General features: G+C 47.5%; 14 protein-coding genes and 4 pseudogenes. 8 read left to right on the top strand and 10 right to left on the bottom strand.

Translation table 11 applies throughout. The features are described 5' to 3' along the window. The first annotated feature begins 41 nt into the window (after nt 1-41). Nucleotides 42-1,442: a glycoside hydrolase family 32 protein gene (locus tag H735_RS20805; RefSeq protein WP_020196612.1), complete on the top strand. Its 1,401-nt coding sequence runs from the start codon at nt 42-44 to the stop codon at nt 1,440-1,442. A gap of 85 nt (nt 1,443-1,527) precedes the next feature. Continuing rightward, nucleotides 1,528-2,376 carry an SIS domain-containing protein gene (locus tag H735_RS20800; RefSeq protein ID WP_009705064.1) on the top strand — a complete coding sequence of 283 codons (849 nt, stop codon included), beginning with the start codon at nt 1,528-1,530 and terminating at the stop codon, nt 2,374-2,376. 102 nt (nt 2,377-2,478) lie between these two features. Here H735_RS20800 and H735_RS20795 read toward each other — a convergent pair whose 3' ends face one another. Continuing rightward, the gene (locus H735_RS20795) at nt 2,479-3,738 is read right to left on the bottom strand and encodes an SGNH/GDSL hydrolase family protein (RefSeq protein WP_152447641.1); all 1,260 of its coding nucleotides are present in this window, start codon (nt 3,736-3,738) and stop codon (nt 2,479-2,481) included. Nucleotides 3,739-4,173: 435 nt separating this feature from the next. Here H735_RS20795 and H735_RS20790 point away from each other — a divergent pair, with 435 nt between their 5' ends. Both H735_RS20790 and H735_RS20785 read left to right on the top strand, forming a co-directional pair. Next, nucleotides 4,174-6,549, top strand: coding sequence for a S8 family serine peptidase (locus tag H735_RS20790; RefSeq protein ID WP_020196610.1), 2,376 nt, complete (start codon nt 4,174-4,176; stop codon nt 6,547-6,549). 9 nt (nt 6,550-6,558) lie between these two features. After that, a complete protein-coding gene (locus tag H735_RS20785) occupies nt 6,559-6,921 on the top strand; it encodes a hypothetical protein (RefSeq protein WP_020196609.1) in 363 nt (120 codons plus the stop codon). Nucleotides 6,922-7,113: 192 nt separating this feature from the next. On the opposite strand, the gene H735_RS20780 is transcribed toward H735_RS20785, so the two are convergent. The 3 genes from H735_RS20780 to H735_RS20770 are packed head-to-tail and all read right to left on the bottom strand — an operon-like array spanning nt 7,114 to nt 9,170. After that, nucleotides 7,114-8,370, bottom strand: a complete 1,257-nt coding sequence (locus tag H735_RS20780) for a PTS ascorbate transporter subunit IIC (protein ID WP_005384349.1) — start codon at nt 8,368-8,370, stop codon at nt 7,114-7,116. Nucleotides 8,371-8,379: 9 nt separating this feature from the next. After that, nucleotides 8,380-8,667: a PTS sugar transporter subunit IIB gene (locus H735_RS20775; RefSeq protein WP_005374080.1), complete on the bottom strand. Its 288-nt coding sequence runs from the start codon at nt 8,665-8,667 to the stop codon at nt 8,380-8,382. A gap of 59 nt (nt 8,668-8,726) precedes the next feature. Next, on the bottom strand, nt 8,727-9,170 hold the full coding sequence (locus H735_RS20770) for a PTS sugar transporter subunit IIA (protein ID WP_005384357.1): 444 nt from the start codon (nt 9,168-9,170) through the stop codon (nt 8,727-8,729). Nucleotides 9,171-9,418: 248 nt separating this feature from the next. On the opposite strand from H735_RS20770, the gene H735_RS20765 reads away from it, so the two are divergent. Then, the gene (locus H735_RS20765) at nt 9,419-10,447 is read left to right on the top strand and encodes a LacI family DNA-binding transcriptional regulator (protein ID WP_005442357.1); all 1,029 of its coding nucleotides are present in this window, start codon (nt 9,419-9,421) and stop codon (nt 10,445-10,447) included. 80 nt (nt 10,448-10,527) lie between these two features. On the opposite strand, the gene phnX is transcribed toward H735_RS20765, so the two are convergent. From phnX to phnW, 3 genes and pseudogenes are all read right to left on the bottom strand, one after another. Then, the gene (gene phnX, locus H735_RS20760) at nt 10,528-11,343 is read right to left on the bottom strand and encodes a phosphonoacetaldehyde hydrolase (protein WP_020196608.1); all 816 of its coding nucleotides are present in this window, start codon (nt 11,341-11,343) and stop codon (nt 10,528-10,530) included. Between the two features lie 90 nt (nt 11,344-11,433). Then, the gene (locus tag H735_RS20755; RefSeq protein ID WP_020196607.1) at nt 11,434-12,813 is read right to left on the bottom strand and encodes an aspartate aminotransferase family protein; all 1,380 of its coding nucleotides are present in this window, start codon (nt 12,811-12,813) and stop codon (nt 11,434-11,436) included. A gap of 26 nt (nt 12,814-12,839) precedes the next feature. Continuing rightward, a pseudogene (gene phnW, locus H735_RS20750) lies at nt 12,840-13,718 on the bottom strand (2-aminoethylphosphonate--pyruvate transaminase); the annotation flags it as partial. Between phnW and H735_RS20745 the strand changes: the two are divergent. From H735_RS20745 to H735_RS31230, 3 genes and pseudogenes are all read left to right on the top strand, one after another. Then, nucleotides 13,710-15,254: pseudogene (locus H735_RS20745) on the top strand (putative 2-aminoethylphosphonate ABC transporter permease subunit); the annotation flags it as partial. The pseudogenes phnW and H735_RS20745 overlap by 9 nt on opposite strands. A 9-nt stretch (nt 15,255-15,263) precedes the next feature. Then, nucleotides 15,264-15,968, top strand: a complete 705-nt coding sequence (phnR, locus tag H735_RS20740) for a phosphonate utilization transcriptional regulator PhnR (protein WP_005442366.1) — start codon at nt 15,264-15,266, stop codon at nt 15,966-15,968. Nucleotides 15,969-16,118: 150 nt separating this feature from the next. Then, nucleotides 16,119-16,205 (top strand): annotated as a pseudogene (locus tag H735_RS31230) (IS200/IS605 family transposase); the annotation flags it as partial. Here the strand turns inward: H735_RS31230 and H735_RS20735 are convergent. The 3 genes and pseudogenes from H735_RS20735 to H735_RS20725 all read right to left on the bottom strand — a co-directional run. Then, nucleotides 16,177-17,559: pseudogene (locus H735_RS20735) on the bottom strand (ABC-F family ATP-binding cassette domain-containing protein); the annotation flags it as partial. The pseudogenes H735_RS31230 and H735_RS20735 overlap by 29 nt on opposite strands. 340 nt (nt 17,560-17,899) lie before the next feature. After that, nucleotides 17,900-18,331 (bottom strand): DUF2000 domain-containing protein, encoded by a 432-nt coding sequence (locus H735_RS20730; protein WP_020196144.1) that lies wholly within the window; start codon nt 18,329-18,331, stop codon nt 17,900-17,902. 215 nt (nt 18,332-18,546) lie between these two features. Then, entirely contained in the window at nt 18,547-19,362 is an 816-nt protein-coding gene (locus tag H735_RS20725) for an enoyl-CoA hydratase/isomerase family protein (protein WP_020196143.1), read from the bottom strand. Nucleotides 19,363-19,474: the final 112 nt, after the last annotated feature.

The raw sequence follows: 19,474 nt of genomic DNA, 5'->3' as shown, positions 1-19,474 counted from the left end.
TTCAGGGGGATTCCTGTTTCTAGATTTTAATAAGGCTTACCATGACAGCAGAACAAACCTACATTAACGACGTGTTGGCGATTGCCTTAAATCAGATGGCAAAACCGCAAGAAGACCCTTACCGTCCGACTTGGCACTTTGCACCGCAATTTGGTTTATTGAACGACCCAAACGGCTTGGCGCACTTTGCGGGTGAATATCACCTGTTTTATCAATGGAATCCAAAAGCGTGTGCGCATGGCGCGAAAGCATGGGGACACGCCACCAGTAAAGATCTTATTCACTGGCAGCATCAACCTTTGGCGTTAGCGCCAACAGAAAACTACGAGCCGCACGGCTGTTATTCTGGCTCCGGCTTGGTGGTGGATGGTGCGCTGGAACTGTTTTACACCGGCAACGTGAAGTTTGAACAAGGTGGCCGAACCGCTTACCAATGCAGAGCTACGTTAGAGGCGGGCAAACAAGTAGAGAAACAAGGCATTGTGCTCGACTTACCACAAGGCTACAGCGGCCATGTGCGCGATCCAAAAGTATGGTTGCACGATGGTGAGTACTACATGGTGCTGGGTGCAGAAGATCTCGATTATAAAGGCAAAGTGCTGCTGTACCGTTCATCAGACAGGCAACAATGGCAGTTTGTTGGTGAGGTATTTGGTGATGGCCGCAATCAACATCAAAGCGATGACTTTATGTTGGAATGCCCAGATCTTTTCCCAATTGGTGACCAATACGCGCTGATCACTTGCCCGAAAAACTGGTTAGAAGTGGACGGCCGTAAAGTGGAAACCTTTGATGTGACTTATCATCTCGGTCAGCTTGATTACCCAACTGCGAGCTTTGAACATGGCAAAGGCGTCTTGATGGATCATGGTTTCGATTTTTATGCGCCTCAGACATTTGAAGATGAGCAAGGCCGCCGCATTCTCTTTGGGTGGATGGGGAAACCAGATGAGTTCGAATCTTACCAACCAACGATAGAGTTTGGCTGGATTCACCAAATGACTTGCCCGCGAGAACTGATTCTTCAAGATGGACGCTTACTGCAAAAACCAAGTGCAGAACTCGAATCTTTGCGTTCGCAACCACAAAGCTTTACCAACCAATCGCTGCGTTTTTATGGATTGTCTTCTGAACTGCTGATTGAAAATGTTCCGGCAGAACTGACCATCGATGTTGCTGCCGATTTGAAGTTGCAAGTGACGCCACAAGGGCTAGCAACCATCCGCCGAAATCTGAAAACGGGTGAGTGGGAATCAAAGCAGTGGCAAGGTGAGGTTCGTCATCTACAAATTCTTCGCGACCATTCAAGTGTGGAAGTGTTTATTAACCAAGGTGAGGCGGTGTCGACATCACGCTTCTTCGGCCAAAACGCGCAAGGTGTGGGTTTTGTGATTGAGAGTGAAAGCGCAGTCACGGCAACACATTGGCAATTAAAGGCATAACTGTAGCTGCAAGTGCAGTTACCATGACGAGAGAGCGGTAGCTATGTATAATGATCCGACTGTTTCACAAGGAATGATATTGTCCGTGGATGTCAATCAAGTAATTCCCAATATTCGTATGCGTATGCCTTCACTCACGCGTACCGAACAATCCATTGCGGAAAACTTTCTCAAGCCTCACTTCATGCAGAAGTCGACTTCAATTAAAGAAGTGGCGGAGCGATTGGGTGTGTCAACGGCGTTGATCGTTAAGGTGTCAAAGAAGCTTGGCTTCAGTGGTTTCAAACAGCTTAAAGACGCGTTAAACGCTCATCATCACTCAGATTCTTACGCGCCAAGTGAGCAACTTCAGCCGGATGATTCTTGCGAGCAGATCGTCACTAAGGTGCTGCAAAACTCCATCAATGCCTTGACGGAAATCCTCAACTTTGTGGATGCCAACATGGTGAGCGCTGCTGCTGAGGCCATCATTAACGCACGTAACATAGAGTTGTACGCAGCAGGTGGTTCGAACATCATCTGTGAAGACTTCCAGCATAAGCTTTTGCGTTTTGGTATTCGCGCCTCAGTGCCTCGTGACCGTCACTTAATGTTGATGTCGGCTAGCGTGTTGAGCGAAAAAGATGTGGTGCTGGTGGTATCGCATTCAGGTCAAACCGTTGATTTGATGGATGCTGTCCGTCTTGCGAAGCAATCTGGTGCGACGATCATCTCTATCACCAACAACTTCCACGCTGAGTTGTCCCAGCTTTCCGATTACCCGCTATACGCGCCTGCATCGCCAGAGCCATTGCTGGGTAAAAACGGCATCGCGCGCTTAGTCAAACTTGCGATGATCGACAGCTTGTATGCGACCATCGCGAGTAAGATTCCAGACCAAGCGGAAGAGAATTTAGAGAAGACCACCAAAGCGGTGGCGATTCTGCATCGATAAAGGTCGCAGAAAGAGGCAAAGCTTCGAGATAAGTAGGATTCAAAAACAATAAAGGCTGACATTACGTCAGCCTTTTTCTTATCTGTATCTCGGGTTATAGGATTAGAACGGATGGTTCGATAGCTGGTTGCTGCTTTCTAGCATCTTCTCAGCTACGTAGCGATGTGTGGCGGTAGTTGGGTGAGTCACATCCCAGAACACAAACTTGTCAGAGCCAGAAGAAGCACATTCTGAGCGCAGCGCATGGTGATACAAGTAATCTGCAGAAGACGAACGGTTAATGTCTTGGCAAGCTTGGCTCGCATTAACGAAGCCGTGTTGCTCTGGGTTCGTAGTTAAGCTTTCAAACAGGGCATGCGTATCATACAGAGTGATGTTGTAGCCTTGTGCTGTGTAGTACGCTGCTTGCGCTTTGATGAACTCGTTCATTTCCACGATCTTCGCACGGATCTTGTCGATTTCCTCTTGAGTTGAGTAGGTAAACTGTGGCGCACGAGTGGCGTCTGGTAGCGTCATCAACAACAAGTTCTTCGCACCCGCATCGGTCAGTTTGATCAAGGCTTCCGCGTAGTCTGATTTCACTTCGGGAACGCTGCGGTTGTAGTTCATGAAGTCATTCAAACCAAACTCGAGCGTAAACAATGTATTGGCTGGCTTGTAGTTTTTGGCAAGTTTCGCATACGCCAAGTAAGAAGAAACTTGCTCACCCACTCCCGTCAGAGCGATGTATTGGTTTTCACCTGCTGCGCCGCCAACAGCCCAGTTGTAGAGCGGTAGGTTCTTCGCTTGAGCAATGTACTCTGTCCATACAAACCCGTTAGAGAAATGCCCTAAGAACCAGCTATTTGGATTCGGGAATCGCCATTGTGATGCGTTAAAGATGTTGCCTGTATCCGACAAACTGTCACCCAGCGCGACGACCTTGTTGATTTGATCGGGCTGCATGACTGGATCGTTGCTCCAGATGGTGTGGTTATAGGAGAAACGGTTATCGGCAGCAAAGAAGGTGATGTCAGCGTTTTCGTTCGCCAGATCTAGGGTCTGCTCACAACGCTCTTTGATGATGCTTTGTGGTGTGTCGGTGTAAAACATGTTTTTGAAAGAAACAGCACTCCACCAATAGCCGTCAATTGTGAAGTAACTGCCGTCAGGATTCTCGGCCCATTCCCAATCTGTCGCAGGCTCGTCTTCTGAATAACTGGTGCGGTACCAACAGCGAACATAAGTGTAGGTTTGTTTCGCTTGCGCACTTCTGACTTGCGAGGTGCTTACCATTTCAGGAGTCAGGGATGGCTCGTCAGCGTGAGCCAAACTCAGTGGTAGTAATAATGCACTAAGTAACGTAATGGTCTTGTTCATGATTCACTCTCTATGATGATTATCGTCATGATTTAAGTGAGAATTTATCTCACTAAACGCCCTCATTCTGAGTAAATACCCTACTTAGTCAAATATCTAATTATTCATTCTGTCAATTTTGGTACCGCAATCGTATTTCAATAGATTTGGTAAATACTAAGATTTTATAAAATCTAGAATAATTACTCACTAACATTAATTTAACATGCACTTTTTGTGTTAATAAGTAATTGCTTTATAAGGTTTTGGTGGTGTTTTTATATGTTAACTAAATCTGTTGTTTAGATGATCTTTTGTTCATTGTTGTGTATTCATGAAACAAATTGTTTGGCATTTTTAGGCGATAACCTATAGCTGAATCGCTCATGTATAAGTCAGGGTTATGATTTTTCATGAGGATAAAGTGAATAAAAATCAGCTCAAAAAGGAATAGAGCAAATGCATCACACAACAACTAAATTAAATGGCTTGTTTTCATTGTCTGCCGTTGCAGTAGCACTGACGTTTTTGATGTCAGCGCATGCGGCTCCTTTAACGGGGTTCGACGAATCTAACTTGCCGACAAAATACATTGTCAAATTTAAAGAAGATACGTCCAGTCCTTCAGCATTGGGTGGGAACTCATTCTGGGGGCCACGCATCGCGCAAGAGTCGGTATTAGATCAGCTCAAAGCGCGTAAAGTGGAAAAGCTAGGAAATCGCGCGATCTACAGCGTGGAGATGGAAGACTCGGAGTTGGGGCAATTACGTAACCGCAGCGATGTGGAATACGTTGAAATTGACCCACCGCGTTATTTGTTAAGCGAGACTATCCCTTGGGGTTATGAGGCGGTGAACGCCCAACTTCTGGATGACTCAAATGCAGGAAATCGCACCGTGTGTATCATCGACTCGGGTTACGATTTGGCGCACAACGATCTGAGTGGTAACCGAGTGTCGGGTACAAACGATAGCGGTACCGGCTCTTGGAGTGTTCCGGGGAACAACAACGCTCACGGTACACACGTAGCGGGTACGATTGCCGCGATTGCCAACACAGAGGGCATCAAAGGCGTTATGCCAAACCAAAACGTGAATTTGCACATCGTTAAGGTGTTCAATGAAGCGGGTTGGGGCTACTCATCCAGCTTGGTGAAAGCGGTACAAACTTGTGCTGACAACGGCGCGAACGTCGTCAACATGAGCCTTGGTGGTAGCCAGTCGAGTGTGACGGAGAAAAACGCGTTGCAAACCATTTACGACCAAGGCGTGCTGCTGATTGCCGCTGCGGGTAACGATGGTAATACTGCGCACAGCTACCCAGCGTCTTACGACTCAGTTATGTCCGTTGCGGCGGTGGATGATAAGCGTGATCACGCGGCGTTCTCTCAAGCGACAGACCAAGTTGAAATCGCAGGTCCGGGCGTAGCAATTCTGTCTACGGTGACTGTGGGCGAGGGTAAGCTTTCAGACATTCGCTTGAACGGTGTTAGCCAGTTCGATCGTGGCATCGTTCCTCACAACCGCTTGATCCAATCGGGCGGCAGTTACGGTCCTGATCCAGTAGCCGGTTCTATCACGGCGACACTGGCAAGTTGTGACGTATCTGGTAGCAGCTTCAGCTGTGGTGATATGTCGGGCAAGATCTGTTTGACCGAGCGTGTGGGCAACCAATCATCAGGCAACTACCCAGAAATCGATGCAGTTCAAGCGTGTTACAACGCAGGCGCAAGTGCGGCGATTGTGTACAGTAACTCTGAGCTACCGGGCTTGCAGAATCCTTTCCTTGTCGATCAAAACAACGCGGCGCGTATTGTGTCAGTAACCGTTGATCGTGCCTTCGGTCAGGAGCTGTTGGGCTACGTTGGTCAAGACATCACGGTATCGACCACCAAGGGTGAAGACTACGAGTACTACAACGGTACTTCGATGGCGACACCGCACGTAACGGGTGTTGCAGGTTTAGTGTGGAGTTACCATCCAACCTGTACCGCAGCACAAGTACGTAACGCATTGATCAAGACAGCAACGGACATCGACGTAACAGGTCGTGATAACCGCACAGGTCATGGTCTTGTGAATGCTGAAGCAGCGAAACAATACCTAGACGCAGGCTGTAATGGTCCGGATAGCGGCGGTTCTGGCGACGACAACGTTCTAGAAAACGGCGTGGCGAAAACGCAGCTTTCTGGCGGCAGCAAATCAAGCACAGTATTCGTGTTTGACGTCCCTGCGGATGCAACGCAAGCGACATTCAACATGAGTGGTGGCTCTGGTGATGCTGACCTTTACGTGCGCTTTAATGGCACACCAAGCACCAGCACTTACGACTGTCGTTCATGGGCGGGCGGTAATGGCGAAAGCTGTAGCTTGAACGTCTCTGGCGCAGGGCAATATGAAGTATTGGTTTACGGCTACAGCGCGTACTCTGGTGTTTCTCTTGTTGCCGCGCATAACGGTTCGGACGATTCATCAGGTGGCGGTTCTGCACCTTCTAGCTACACCAACTCGAATGCAGTAGCAATTCCTGACAACAGCTCTGCAGGTATTGTAAGCCCATTAGATGTGGCTCGCTCTGGCGATGCAGGTTCAGTGACTATCGACTTGGATATCACTCACACCTACATTGGCGATCTTCGTGTCACGCTAACGTCACCTGACGGTGGTCAAGTAGTACTGCACGACAATGCGGGTGGTGGTGCGAACGACATTAAAACCAGTTTCCAAGCGGACTTCTCTGGTTTTGAATCGCAAGGCACATGGGAACTTAAAGCGGTGGACAATGCCAGAAGAGACACAGGCACCATCAACAGTTGGACTCTGACCTTTCAATAAGGAGTGACTATGAAGAAGTTGACCTTACTTTCTTTGTCTGCGGTAGGCGCTACCGCACTATTGGCAATCGGACTGAGCTCAAGCAGCTTGGCAAACAATCAAGGATTTCCTCTCGTGGATGAACGCCAAGATCAAGCCGAGCAGCAACCTGCACGTTACTTTGTTAAGTATCATGAAGGGAAAGAGAGCGAAGTGAGAGCGCTTCTTCGTCAGCACAACATTGAAGTGGTCGACGCTCTGGTGAAACAACACGTGTTGATTGTGGTGGGTGAACAGGCGGAAGTCGATAAGCTCGCCGATCACGATGCGGTCGAGTACACCGAGCAAGAGCCGACAAGAAAGCTGCTATCTAACGGAAGTACGCTTCAATAAGCCAAACCTCCTTAAGATAGTGCCAAAAAGAAAAACGCCCCTCACGTGAGGGGCGTTTGTTTTCTTTCTACGATTGCTTTCTTCTAAAGTTCGTCGTTTGTTATGACTAGAGATTCTTGAAGATTGATGCCGATGAGCCTATTCCCGCATCAATCAAGTCAGTTATCAGCTAGTCATATTCAGACTAACTACTTAGCGAACAATCAGACCCAGTAAGATACCAACAGCGCCGAAGTCTGCGTCACTAAAGGTCGTGTTAGCAAAGCCTAGGTCGCCCAGTACTGGCATTAGGAATACTGGTAGGAAGGTAATCAGTAGACCTTGTGCAAAAGCACCCAAGATTGCACCGCGACGACCGCCTGTAGCGTTACCAAATACACCTGCCGCTGCACCTACAAAGAAGTGTGGAACGACACCAGGGATAATCACAGTAAGCCCCATCACGTAAAGTAGGAACATGCCCAAAAGACCTGCTGCAAAGCTCGATAGGAAGCCAACCAATACCGCGTTTGGTGCGTATGGGAATACAACCGGACAATCAAGCGCAGGTTTTGCGTTTGGTACTAGTTTGTCTGAGATGCCTTTAAATGCTGGAACGATTTCTGCGATAACCATACGTACACCTTGAAGGATAACGTACACACCACCGGCAAATGTGATGGATTGCATCAGTGCGAACATGAACCAGTGCTTACCACCGCTAACTTCGCGTACAAAGTCACCGCCAGCAAAGATACACGTCACCATAAAGATGATGCCCATGGTGAACGAGATTGCTACTGGCGTATCACGTAGGAACAACAAGCTCTTAGGTACGTTCATCTCCTCAGTAGAGTGTTCTTTGTTACCGAACTTGCTGCCAATAAAGCCCGCTAGTACGTAAGAAAGGGTAGAGAAGTGACCAATCGCAACGTCGTCAGAACCTGTTACTTGCTTCATGTACTTGTGAGCAATCGCAGGGAAGAACACCATCACAGAGCCCACAACTAGAGAACCAAGCGCGATCAGTGGAACACCTTTCATGCCGCTAGAAGCAAGGATTGCCGCTACCATCATCGACATAAATAGCGTGTGGTGACCTGTTAGGAAGATGAATTTCCATGGCGTGAAGCGAGCGATCAATATGTTCACTAACATACCGAAGAACATGATCATCGCCATCTCTTTACCAAACGCTTCTTGCGCGATAGAGACGATAGCTTCGTTGTTTGGAACCACGCCAGTGATGCCGAACGCGTGTTGGAAAATCGTCGCAAAGTCACCCAGAGAAGTCACAACTAGACCCGCACCCGCGCCAAGCACGATGAAACCAAGAATGGTTTTTACCGTGCCTTTAATACACTCGGTGACCGGTTTTTTCTGGGCAATTAAGCCGATTAGGGCGATGAGACCTACCAGAACTGCTGGCTCTGATAGAACATCGTTCATTAAGAAACTGAAAAATTCCATAACGCCACCTTATAGAGCGCCAAGCTCTTGAAGTGCCACAGATAGACGCTCTTTCATTGCCACTTTGTCGACCATGTTATCAAGCGCAACGATGCGAGGTTCAACGCCAAGTGCGTTCAACTGCTCAACGATGTCGTTAGTACCGATGAAGATGTCACAATCCGTACCTTTTGCAGAACCTAGATCGATATGATCCACTTCTGCGTTTACATTCAATTCTTTCACGATGCCTTTGATGCTCATTTCCATCATTAGGCTAGTACCAAGACCGTGACCGCAAACAACCATAATTTTCATAATTCAGACCTTTTCTTTTTATAGGGGTGTATGCCCATTTTTTAAGGGCACATCAGGAGTTAGTATTTTTCGATGATCGCGAGAACATCTTGTGTGTTTTGAGCGGTGCAGATGGCTTCTACATGCTCTTCATTCATAAACAACTCAGCCAGTTTAGAAATCGCATCCACGTGCGAGTTACTGTCTGTCGCGGCTAGCGTAACCAGCATTTTCACTGGGTCGTTACCTTCAGAATCGAAGTTCACGCCGTTTTGAATCACCGTGATTGCAAGAGACAAACGGTTAACGCCATCTTCAGGGCGAGCGTGTGGCATTGCCATACCAGGACCTACCACGTAGTAAGGACCGAGCTCTTCGTGTGAGCGGTAAATAGCGTCCACGTAGCTTGGCTCAATCGCGCCATTTTCAATCAGTGCTTCACAGGATTTGCTCACCGCATCTTTCCAGTCAGTAGCATCAGAATGGATGCGAATCACATCAGAGGTAATCAGTTCACGTAGCATTGGATCTTTCCGGTTTGTTGTTTTGTTGATGGGTACTTTATCGATCAATTTGTCAGAAAAACCTGAGAATGATCACAAATGGTAGCGCTATCTGATAGCGCTATCATAAATTGTGATAGCGCTACTATTTTTATCTGTCATCCGAGTTTCATATGCTTGTGATCGACTTCTAATGCGCTAATATCAAAACCACTAAAACGCTGTGGTAAGATGTCGCGGCAGAAAATAGAGAACACTAAATAAGAACAATGAGCGAACCTCGCAAACGAAGAAGTACTGGCAATGTCACCTTGGCGGACGTCGCTAAAAAAGCCGGCGTAGGCACCATGACGGTGTCGCGAGCATTACGAACGCCCGAGCTAGTATCTGACAAGCTGAGAGAAAAGATTCAACAAGTGGTTGATGAGCTCGGCTATATCCCGAATAAAGCGGCAGGGGCTTTGGCGTCTGCTGAAAGTTACTCCATCGCTCTTATCATTCCTTCCCTGTTTGAAAAAGCGTGCGCGCTTTTCTTACCGAGCTTTCAACAAGCGTTGAACAAGGCAGGTTATCAGTTGCTGCTTGGTTACAGTGATTACTCGGTAGAGCAAGAAGAGAAACTGCTTTCGACATTTCTTGAGAGCCGCCCAGCCGGAGTAGTGCTGTTTGGTAATGAACACAGCCAACGCACTAATCAGCTTTTGGAAGCCTCGAACACGCCAGTATTGGAAATTGCTGAGTTAAGTTCGAAAGCGAGCTATCTCAATATCGGTGTTGACCATTTTGAGGTGGGTAAAGCTTGTACTAAGCATGTGATTGAACAAGGCTTCAAGAACGTGGGCTTCATTGGTGCGCGCGGCGATCACTCCACTTTGCAACGTAAGCTACACGGCTGGCAAAGCGCGATGATTGAAAACTACCTTGCGCCGGACCATTTTTTAACCACGCACGAAGCACCATCTTCACAATTAGGGGCGGAAGGGTTGGCAAAGCTATTGCTGCGCGATTCAAGTTTGAATGCTCTGGTATGTAGCCATGAAGAGATTGCGATTGGCGCGTTGTTTGAGTGTCATCGCCGAGTGCTGAAAGTCCCGACCGACATTGCGATTATTTGTTTGGAAGGTTCTTCCATGGGTGAGCACGCCTACCCAAGTTTGACCTGTGCGGAATTCGATTACGAACGTATGGGGACGAAAGCCGCAGACAAGTTACTGCAAGCCATTAAAGGTGAGCCCGTAGAGCACGCAACGGACATGGGCTTTAAGCTAAAACGTCGAGCGAGTACTGCGATCAACTAATTTGATTAGCGACAACCCGCGATACAAAAAACCTCTCGATGCTGAGAGGTTTTTTTATGCGTGAGAATAGTGACTGTCGACTAAGGACGCTCACCTGCCGCTAGGCGACGTTCGATATCTGCAACCACTTCTGGGAAGTCAGCGATCGTATCGATAAGGTAGTGCGGCGAGCTCTTGAGCAGTTTTGCACGCGCTTTTTCACGAGCGGAATTAAGCGTTGCTTCGTCTGCGGCTTGGTATTCTTCAAACGTTAGACCTGCTTCGTTACCTGAAAGCAGCAAGCCAACGGTCCACATACCGGCGTTGTGACCTTCATCGATGCCCGGTGCTGCGTCATCTACTTTGATACACGCATTAACGTCCGTTACATTCAGCTCAATCACGTTCTTCAGTGCCATAAATGGTGCTGGGCGACCACCTTGAGGCAGGTCATCCGTTGCTACTACGTAATCCGGTTTGTAGCCGTAATCCGCAGCCACCGGAATCAATACGTCCATCACTTCGCGAGGGTAACCAGAACAAGAACCGATCTTGATGCCTTTGTCTTTCAGACCGTTCACAACTTCAATCGCATTAAGGATTGGGTCTGCATGGTCCGCCACTTTTGCTTTTTGCAAAGGCATAAATGCTGCGTAGATAGCATCGATGTCTTCGTTGGTCATTGAGCGACCAAATTTCTCATTCCAACGCTTATCAACCGCAGGGATACGACCCACAGCTTGGATGTGCTCCCACTTACCAAGGCCCATTGGTTCGCGCGCTTCTTCTAGGTCGATTTCAAAGTCAAAGCCTTGTTTGAACGCTTCCACAAAGATGCTAGTTGGTGCAAAAGAGCCGAAATCGACGATAGTGCCAGCCCAGTCAAAGATCACTGCTTGAATTGGTGAGTTGCTCATGTTCAATCCTTTTTCTTGCTTGCCAGAGCGCTTGCCTACACGTCGGAACTGCGCTCAGGATAAATTGGTTTTTGTTGAGGTCTATTGACCCTAAATGTAATTAAAGTCTTTACACACTTTGGCGATGGCTTCTTCGAAGATCGCCAACGCTTCTGTCAGCTGTTCGCGAGTGATGATCAGCGGTGGGCTGAGTTGAATCACGTTACCTTGCGATACCTTGAAACTCACTCCGTTGTTGAGGCATTGGTACAACACAGCTTCCGCTTCGTCATACGCGCGTGCTTTGCTTTCGTGGTCAGTGACCAACTCAATGCCCCACAACATGCCGATGCCACGCACATCACCAATCACTGGGTATTTGGCTTTCATCTCTAGCAGCTTTTCACGCATGAACTGGCTATCGGCTTTGGCTTTATCTAGCAAACCGTCTTGCTCAATAGCTTCCATGGTTGCCAGTGCTGCAGCACAACCAATAGGGCTTTTCTCATGAGTGTAATGACCCATTGAGATTTGCTCGGCAGTGTTGTATTTGTCTTTGGTTACCATGGCTGCTATAGGCACTAACCCTCCGCCCAAACCTTTACCGATGCAGAGCATATCTGGCTCGATGTCGTAGGCTTGGTATGTGAACCATTCACCGCTGCGACCCATGCCATTTGGGATGTCGTCGATGATCAACATGACATTGTGTTTGTCACAGATTTCTCGAATGCGTTTCCAGTAGGCTTTGCTCGGCACTTGTACGTCGGTATTACGAACTGCTTCTGCGATAAACGCGCCCACGCCGCCTTCTTTCTCAATCACGTATTCGAGGTAATTGGCGTAATGCACATCGCTGCTGTCCGCAACTGGGAAAGCGCCACGGTAAGATACGGCTGGTGGAATGCGTTCAACACCTGCCATTAATGGCCCCATGCCTTGGCGGAAACACGCTTCGCCACCTACTGAGATGGCATCCAATGATGCGCCGTGGAAGGAATCCCACAACGACACCACCTTGTAGTTGCCCGTGATGTGGCGTGCTAATTTAAGAGCCATACCAACCGCAGATGTGCCACCCGGAGCAAACAGCACGCGGTTCAATTCGCCGCCACAGATTTGGGTGAGTTTTTCGGCACATTCAATCGCAGTTTCATTGGTAAAACGACGTGGTGAAAACGGCAGTTTGGCGATTTGCTCTTGCACACGGTTAATCACATGCGGATGACCATAGCCTAGCTGGTGGACGTTATTGCCATGAAAGTCCATGTACTTTTTGCCGGTGGCATCTTGGATGTAGATGCCTTCTGCTGCCTCCAAGGTATCTAAGCAAGGCGTCGACATGGCTTGATGAAGAAAGACCTCCGAATCACGCTTCAACAAGGCTTGCGTGCGTTCGTCGTCCATCGATGCATTCCAAGCTTGGCGCGCTGGTGTTGTGTTGACATCGCCTTCGCTGCGGAAATGGGTCGGTTTGATATTCTGAGTCATAACGCTCTCTCAATCAGAAGGCTGCTTTACGCAACTTGCCAGTACATTGCTTTTTCAATTGCACCGATTAAGCGCTCGATATCTGCTGGGTAAACTTCGCCAATGTTGCCGATACGGAAGCAATCTGCGTTCGATACCTTACCCGGATAAATCACAAAACCTTGCTCTTTTAAACGTGTGTAGAACGCTTTGAACTGGTAATCACTGTGCGTCGGAGAGTAGAAAGAAGTGATGATTGGCGAGTGAAGGTCATCACTCAGTAGTGGCTCAAACCCCAAAGAGCGCATACCTGCAACCAGTGTTTTCTGGTTAGTTTGGTAACGGTTATGACGAGCCTCAATGCCGCCTTCTTGTTCCAGCTCTAACAATGCTTGATAGAAAGCGCGAACCGTGTGCGTTGGAGACGTAAAACGCCATTTGCCGTGGTTTACTTCCATACAGTGCCACTGGTCGTAAAGATCAAGGCTCAAAGAACGATCCTGACCTTGGCACTTTTCGAGCTCAGTTTGTTTCGCAATCACAAAGCCAAAGCCCGGCACGCCTTGAATACATTTGTTTGCAGAGCTGATCATAAAATCGATGCCTAGCTCAGCGATATCGATAGGAATGCCACCAAAGCTCGACATGGCATCGAGAATCACGACTTTACCGTGTGCTTTTGCCGCAGAAGCAAATGCCTCAATTGGGTTAAGCATGCCAGTGGTTGTCTCACAGTGAACAATTGCCACGTGTGTGATAGCAGGATCCGATGCCAATGCAGTTTCCACCTCGTTCAAGTGTGGCTGTGATGTTTCGCCTGGGGAAACTACATGGCATGGAATATTTAGGTAATCAGCGATCTGAGCGATACGTGCACCGTACGCACCGTTGTCGACAACCAACAATTTTCCATCTTTGCCAATGGCGAATTTGTCGGATTGGCAAACTTTGCGACATACTTTTCCTCTTCAAGCTTGTGGGTGTCTGTGGGTAACACCTTCACTTTAGGCGTGATTGTGACCTCGGTAGTGGGTGTGCTTGCGTTTGGTTATGCCTACGCGCTGACTCGTTCATGTATGCCGTTTAAAGGTTTGTTTCAAATCCTAGGCACTGCGCCAATTCTTGCGCCTTCGTTGTTGCCGGCGATCAGTTTGATCTTCCTTTTCGGTAATCAAGGCATTGCCAAAGATATGTTGTTAGGAAACTCGATTTACGGCGTGATTGGTATCTCGATGGGTTTGATTTTCTGGACCTTCCCTCATGCATTGATGATCTTAACCACCTCACTGCGCACTTCAGATGCCCGTTTGTATGAAGCAGCCCGCGCACTGAAAACTTCACCCATCAAAACCTTCTTTATGGTGACGTTACCTGCGGCGAAATACGGTTTGATCAGTACGCTTATCGTCGTCTTTACGCTGGTTATCACGGACTTTGGTGTGCCGAAAGTGATTGGTGGAAGCTACAACGTTCTGGCGACTGACATCTTCAAGCAAGTTGTGGGACAACAAAACTTTGCTATGGGTGCGGTGACCAGCATTATGCTGTTATTCCCTGCGGTAATGGCATTTGGTGCAGACCGCTGGGTACAGAAAAAGCAAAAGAGCTTATTTGACACACGCTCGGTGCCTTATCAGCCAGAACCTAACAAAGCGCGCGACAGTATTTGTTTGGTTTACTGCAGCATCATTTCTATCGCAGTGTTGGCAGTACTTGGTATGGCGGTGTATGGCTCGTTAGTTACATTCTGGCCTTGGAACAAAGCGTTGACGCTAAACAACTACAACTTTGCTGAAATGAGCACCTACGGTTGGAGCCCATTCTTCAACTCGCTAACGCTGGCAGGTTGGACAGCGGTTATTGGTACAGCAATCATCTTTGTCGGTGCTTACTGCATTGAGAAAGGGCGTGCGTTCGGTCCAATTCGTCAAGTGATGCAAATGCTCAGCGTGGTGCCAATGGCGGTTCCGGGTATGGTGCTTGGCTTGGGTTACATCTTTTACTTCAACGATGCGAACAATCCTCTGAACGTACTTTATGGCACCATGGCATTCTTGGTGATTAACACGGTAGTGCATTACTACACAGTGGGTCACATGACCGCCCTGACAGCGCTAAAGCAGTTGCCATCGGAGATTGAAGCCACGGCGGCATCGGTGAAGCTCCCTCAATACAAGTTGTTCTTTAAAGTGACATTACCTGTGTGTTTACCTGCGATTTTGGACATTGCGACTTACTTGTTTGTTAATGCATTGACCACCACTTCTGCGGTAGTATTCCTTTACTCAACCGATACGATTCCGGCTTCGGTCTCGATTCTGAATATGGACGATGCCGGTCAAACTGGCGCTGCAGCAGCGATGGCTGTGATGATCATGATGGCTGCCGCAATTGCGAAGATTGTTCAGATGACTTTGGGTAAATTGTTAGAAAATCACACACAAGCTTGGCGCAAAAGATAAGGACACTTCGTGCAATACGTAAAAATTAAAGATTCGATTGTTGAACAGATTGAAGCGGGCATGCTATCGCCGCGTCAAAAACTGCCAGCAGAGCGTAAGTTGGCGGAGTCGTTCGATACTACACGCGTCACTCTGCGTGAAGCTTTATCACTGCTGGAAGCAGAAGGTCGAATCTATCGCGAAGATCGCCGAGGTTGGTTTATCTCACCTGAGCCATTGCGTTACGACCCAACCCAAACGCTGAACTTCCCGAACATGGCGAAAGCGCAAAATCGTGTGCCAAAAACGGAGTTGGTCGCAGCAAAAGGAACCTTGGCAAACAAACAAGCCGCGCGCTTGCTGGACTTGCAGCCTTTCTCGGACGTGTATCGAGTCGACCGTGTGCGATACCTTGAAGATAGGCCTGTGGTATTCGTAACAAACTACATTCGCCCAGAGCTGTTTCCGAACCTGCTGGACTACGATTTATCAAATTCACTGACGGACATTTATCGCGATCATTATGGCGTGACGTATCAAAAGATTCGCTACCGCATTTCAACCAGTACTTTGTTGGGTGAAATGGCTCAAGCACTACGCGCGACAGCCGGCACACCAGCGATGGTGGTGGAGCGTATCAACTACAACCAACACGGTGAGTTGATTGATTGCGATATCGAGTATTGGCGACACGATGCCATCAGCATTGAATCTCTGGCGGAACTCAATCGTTAAGTGGATTTTCTCATTATGTAAGGCTCCATCTCGGAGCCTTTATTTTCAGCCCTAAACCNNGGTGGTTATCATCCGTTTCGGCTTTGCCTGTAAAACTACTCATGCTAAATGCGTCTTTGATTTTTCCAGAAGTCAAAGAGGACAAATAACATGAGTAGATACAATCAAGCTTCCCACGTATTTTGGCTATATCAATACCATATAGTGTGGACTCCAAAGTTTCAATCAGCTCTTCTTTGCCTTCCATATCCAAATGGTTGGTCGGTTCATCTAAAAATAGCATGTGATAACGCGCGAGGGTTAAGCCCACAAACAGCAGCCTCGCTCGTTCTCCGCCACTTAGACTGACGACTTTCTGCTCGTGTCTTGCGTACTCGAATCCTGCTCCAATTAGCGAACGTTTTGCCTGTTCACTGCTGATGCTGGCAAACGACTGCAGCGCATCTGTGATGGATTGATGATCGTCGAGTTGCCTTAGAGATTGATCGTAGTAACCCAAGCGACAGCGGTCGTGGAAAGTCACACTCTCATGTTTGTTGCCTAGGTCGGTTTGGATGGCTTCATACTGACGATAAAGCAGATTCAACAAAGTCGATTTACCGCAACCATTACTGCCTAGAACGGCAATTCGGTCGCCACTTTTCACGCGCATTTCTGCCAAATCAAACAAATGATAATCACTGTTTGGTGGCGTTACCGAGAAAGGCAAAACCTCTAACAGTCGATTTGCTGGCATTGACTCACCTTGAAGTTGCAGCGCCCACGGTGTGCCTTCTGTCAGTTCGGTTTGTTCTTCCTCTAAACGTTCTTTGCGCGCAAACATCGTCTTGGCTTTTCGAGCAAGATCTTCGTTATCGTAGACTTTGCCCCAAGTGGCTAGACGCTTGGCGCTTTTCTCGATTCGGTCGATCTCTTTCTGCTCGCTGGCATGGCGAAGTTGATCGGTTTCATCTTTCTCTTTTAATGCTTGTCTTGCTTGAGAGCAAGCCAAAGAGAAATGATGCAGAGACCGATCTCGCATGACCCAAGTGGTGTTGGTGACGCGATCGAGTAAGGTTTGATCGTGAGATACCAATACGAATGAGCCTTTCCAGTTTGATAGGAATTGCTCTAACCAAAGGAGCGATGGCAAGTCCAAGTGGTTGCTTGGTTCATCCAGAAGCAGTAAGTCAGGTTGATGGATAATCGCACGAGCAAGCAGGAGTCGCATTTGCTGACCTCCGCTGCAATTCTCAACCGGCATGTGTCGTTCTGTGGTCGAAAATCCGAGTTCATCCAATAAGAGTTCGGCGCGCCAGAGCTCATCATCGGATAAGGATTCCGCTAACGCGTCCAATACGGAATGTGTGCTTAAAGACTCAGGTAAATGTTGCTCAACATAACGCATCAAACATGAACTGGCTTTGGCAACCGTGCCTTGGCTTGGTTCAAATTGAGCGCTAAGCAGTTTGAGTAGGGAGCTTTTACCACAGCCGTTATGACCGATAAGACCAATTTTGTCGCCACGGTGAATCGTAAACGTTAGATCTTTGAAGATTGGTGTTGCTGTATGAGAAAGGGTTAGTGATTGTGCAGTTAAAAAAGTACTCATAGTGTTCTCAAGAATTTTGGGCGCAAGACGCCGTTGTCATAACTGACAATAATTCTTCGAGCTTGAGGGAAAGTACTCGGGTGACGTGTTTTCGTCGAAAGGTAATTATTCGCTCAAGTCGAGATTATCGCAGCGCGAAATCTGAAACTCTTGAGCGGTCCTTCATGCCATAAAAACGTGGGTTGATTGAACACCACAAAGACATAAATTCCTCCTTAATTTCGTTGTAAGTGTTGTCACTTTTGGTTGATAGATTCGCTAGATTCTAAACCTAAAAGTGGCAATGTACAGATAGCTTGATGAAAAAATGATGAGAGGATCACCAAGGTATCACGCGCTTTTAGCGATATAAGCTGAATTTTTTGGTCAATTCTCGAAGAGTTTCAGTCTCGCCGAACAAACAAATGCCTAAATATTCTAAATCGGCTTCTGGTGTGTTTTTGGTGGTTTGTTGTTGTATTTCAGAGCCACCTACTACCATGGTGTGAGTAAAATCGGAGAAGGGGATGTCTTTATCGAGTGCTTCTTGGCGAAGTTTTCTGATTTTGTTGGAGTTGTCCGCTCTCAAGACGATAAACGGATAGTGGGAGATATTTGGATGAACATTGCCGTCGAGATCGTGATAGTCGATGTAGACTGCGTCGCCATCAGAAAGTTGATTCGCAAGGCTTACGCTCAAGTGTCCTAATACGTTAACGGCGCGTCCCACTTCGACTTTTTTACTGATTACGGCAACAAATCGTTTTTGGTTTTCGTCGGGAAGTTGATTCATGGAGGACCTCGTTTTTCTATTGATCTGGCTATTGTTTAACTGCCTCCATTGTATTTCCTCGCACGCGCAATTTTGTTTCTAACATTGCTGTCGAAAAGCTAAGTTTGCAATAAACGAATGATTTAATCGTTTTTCATGCAATAAGATTTCCCGAGTTTTCTAATAGACAAGGCACCAACGGACTGTCGGTGCCTAAGTAAATGATGAACTAAATTCTATTGTTTGTTTAGCTCAGCCGCGGTATCAACAAAGATGCCTTGGATGTCTTTCGCTTCACGCTCTGTTTGACCACCGTGTTTTAGGAACGCGTCGATGATCGCTGCGGTTTTTTGCTCTTTTGCGCGCTCTAAGAAGTAACGCAATTCTAGCTCTGCACCTGCGTCTTCATCTTTGATAGAGGTTGCGATGATCTCTTTGTACATTACGATGTCACGCACTTCTAGTTGGCTAATCACGCCCAATGTTGCCGCTAAGAACCCATCTAACTCTGCTTTAGGAACAAACTGAGTAATGATGTTTAACGGCTCTGCTTGTTGTGCCGTAAAGTCGTTACCAAGTAGCAGTGCTTGAAGCGCTTTGTTTTTGCCCATGCGGCGAGCGAACTGCACCGCACCTTGACCACCCGTTGGGATGTTTACGTGAATCTCTGGCTGAGCAAATGCTGCGTTTTCAGTGCCGTATGCCAAGTCACACGCCATCACAAACTCATTGCCGCCGCCACGAGCTACACCATCAACCATAGCAACCGATACTTGTTTCATCGCTTTGATGTTGGCAATCATGTGGTTGAATTCAATGGATGCTGCCTGACCACCTTGTGTGCCGTTGATAACGTTCAAATCTAAATGCGCCAAGAAGAAAGACTCATGAAGCGATTTGAAGACCACCACTTTTGTATCGCGGTCATCTTTAAGTGATAGTACAAATTCGTTGATTTCATTAATCAAATCGATAGTCAGTACGTTCACTGGTGGGTTGTTGATTTCAACAGTAGCGATGCCATTTTGTTGTGTGATTGATAGAGTTTTCATAGCTGTTTCCTCAGCGTTAGTAAGATCAGCAGACCTCGGTAACGCGAATTTATTGGTTTGGTATTGAGGAGGTTTGTCTCTCTCCCGTTGTGTGCAGCTACTATAGATTTGT

It is taken from the genome of Vibrio owensii CAIM 1854 = LMG 25443 (assembly GCF_000817815.1).
In the GTDB taxonomy this organism is placed as follows: Bacteria; Pseudomonadota; Gammaproteobacteria; order Enterobacterales; family Vibrionaceae; genus Vibrio; species Vibrio owensii.
This window is presented reverse-complemented; position numbering and strand designations above follow the sequence as displayed.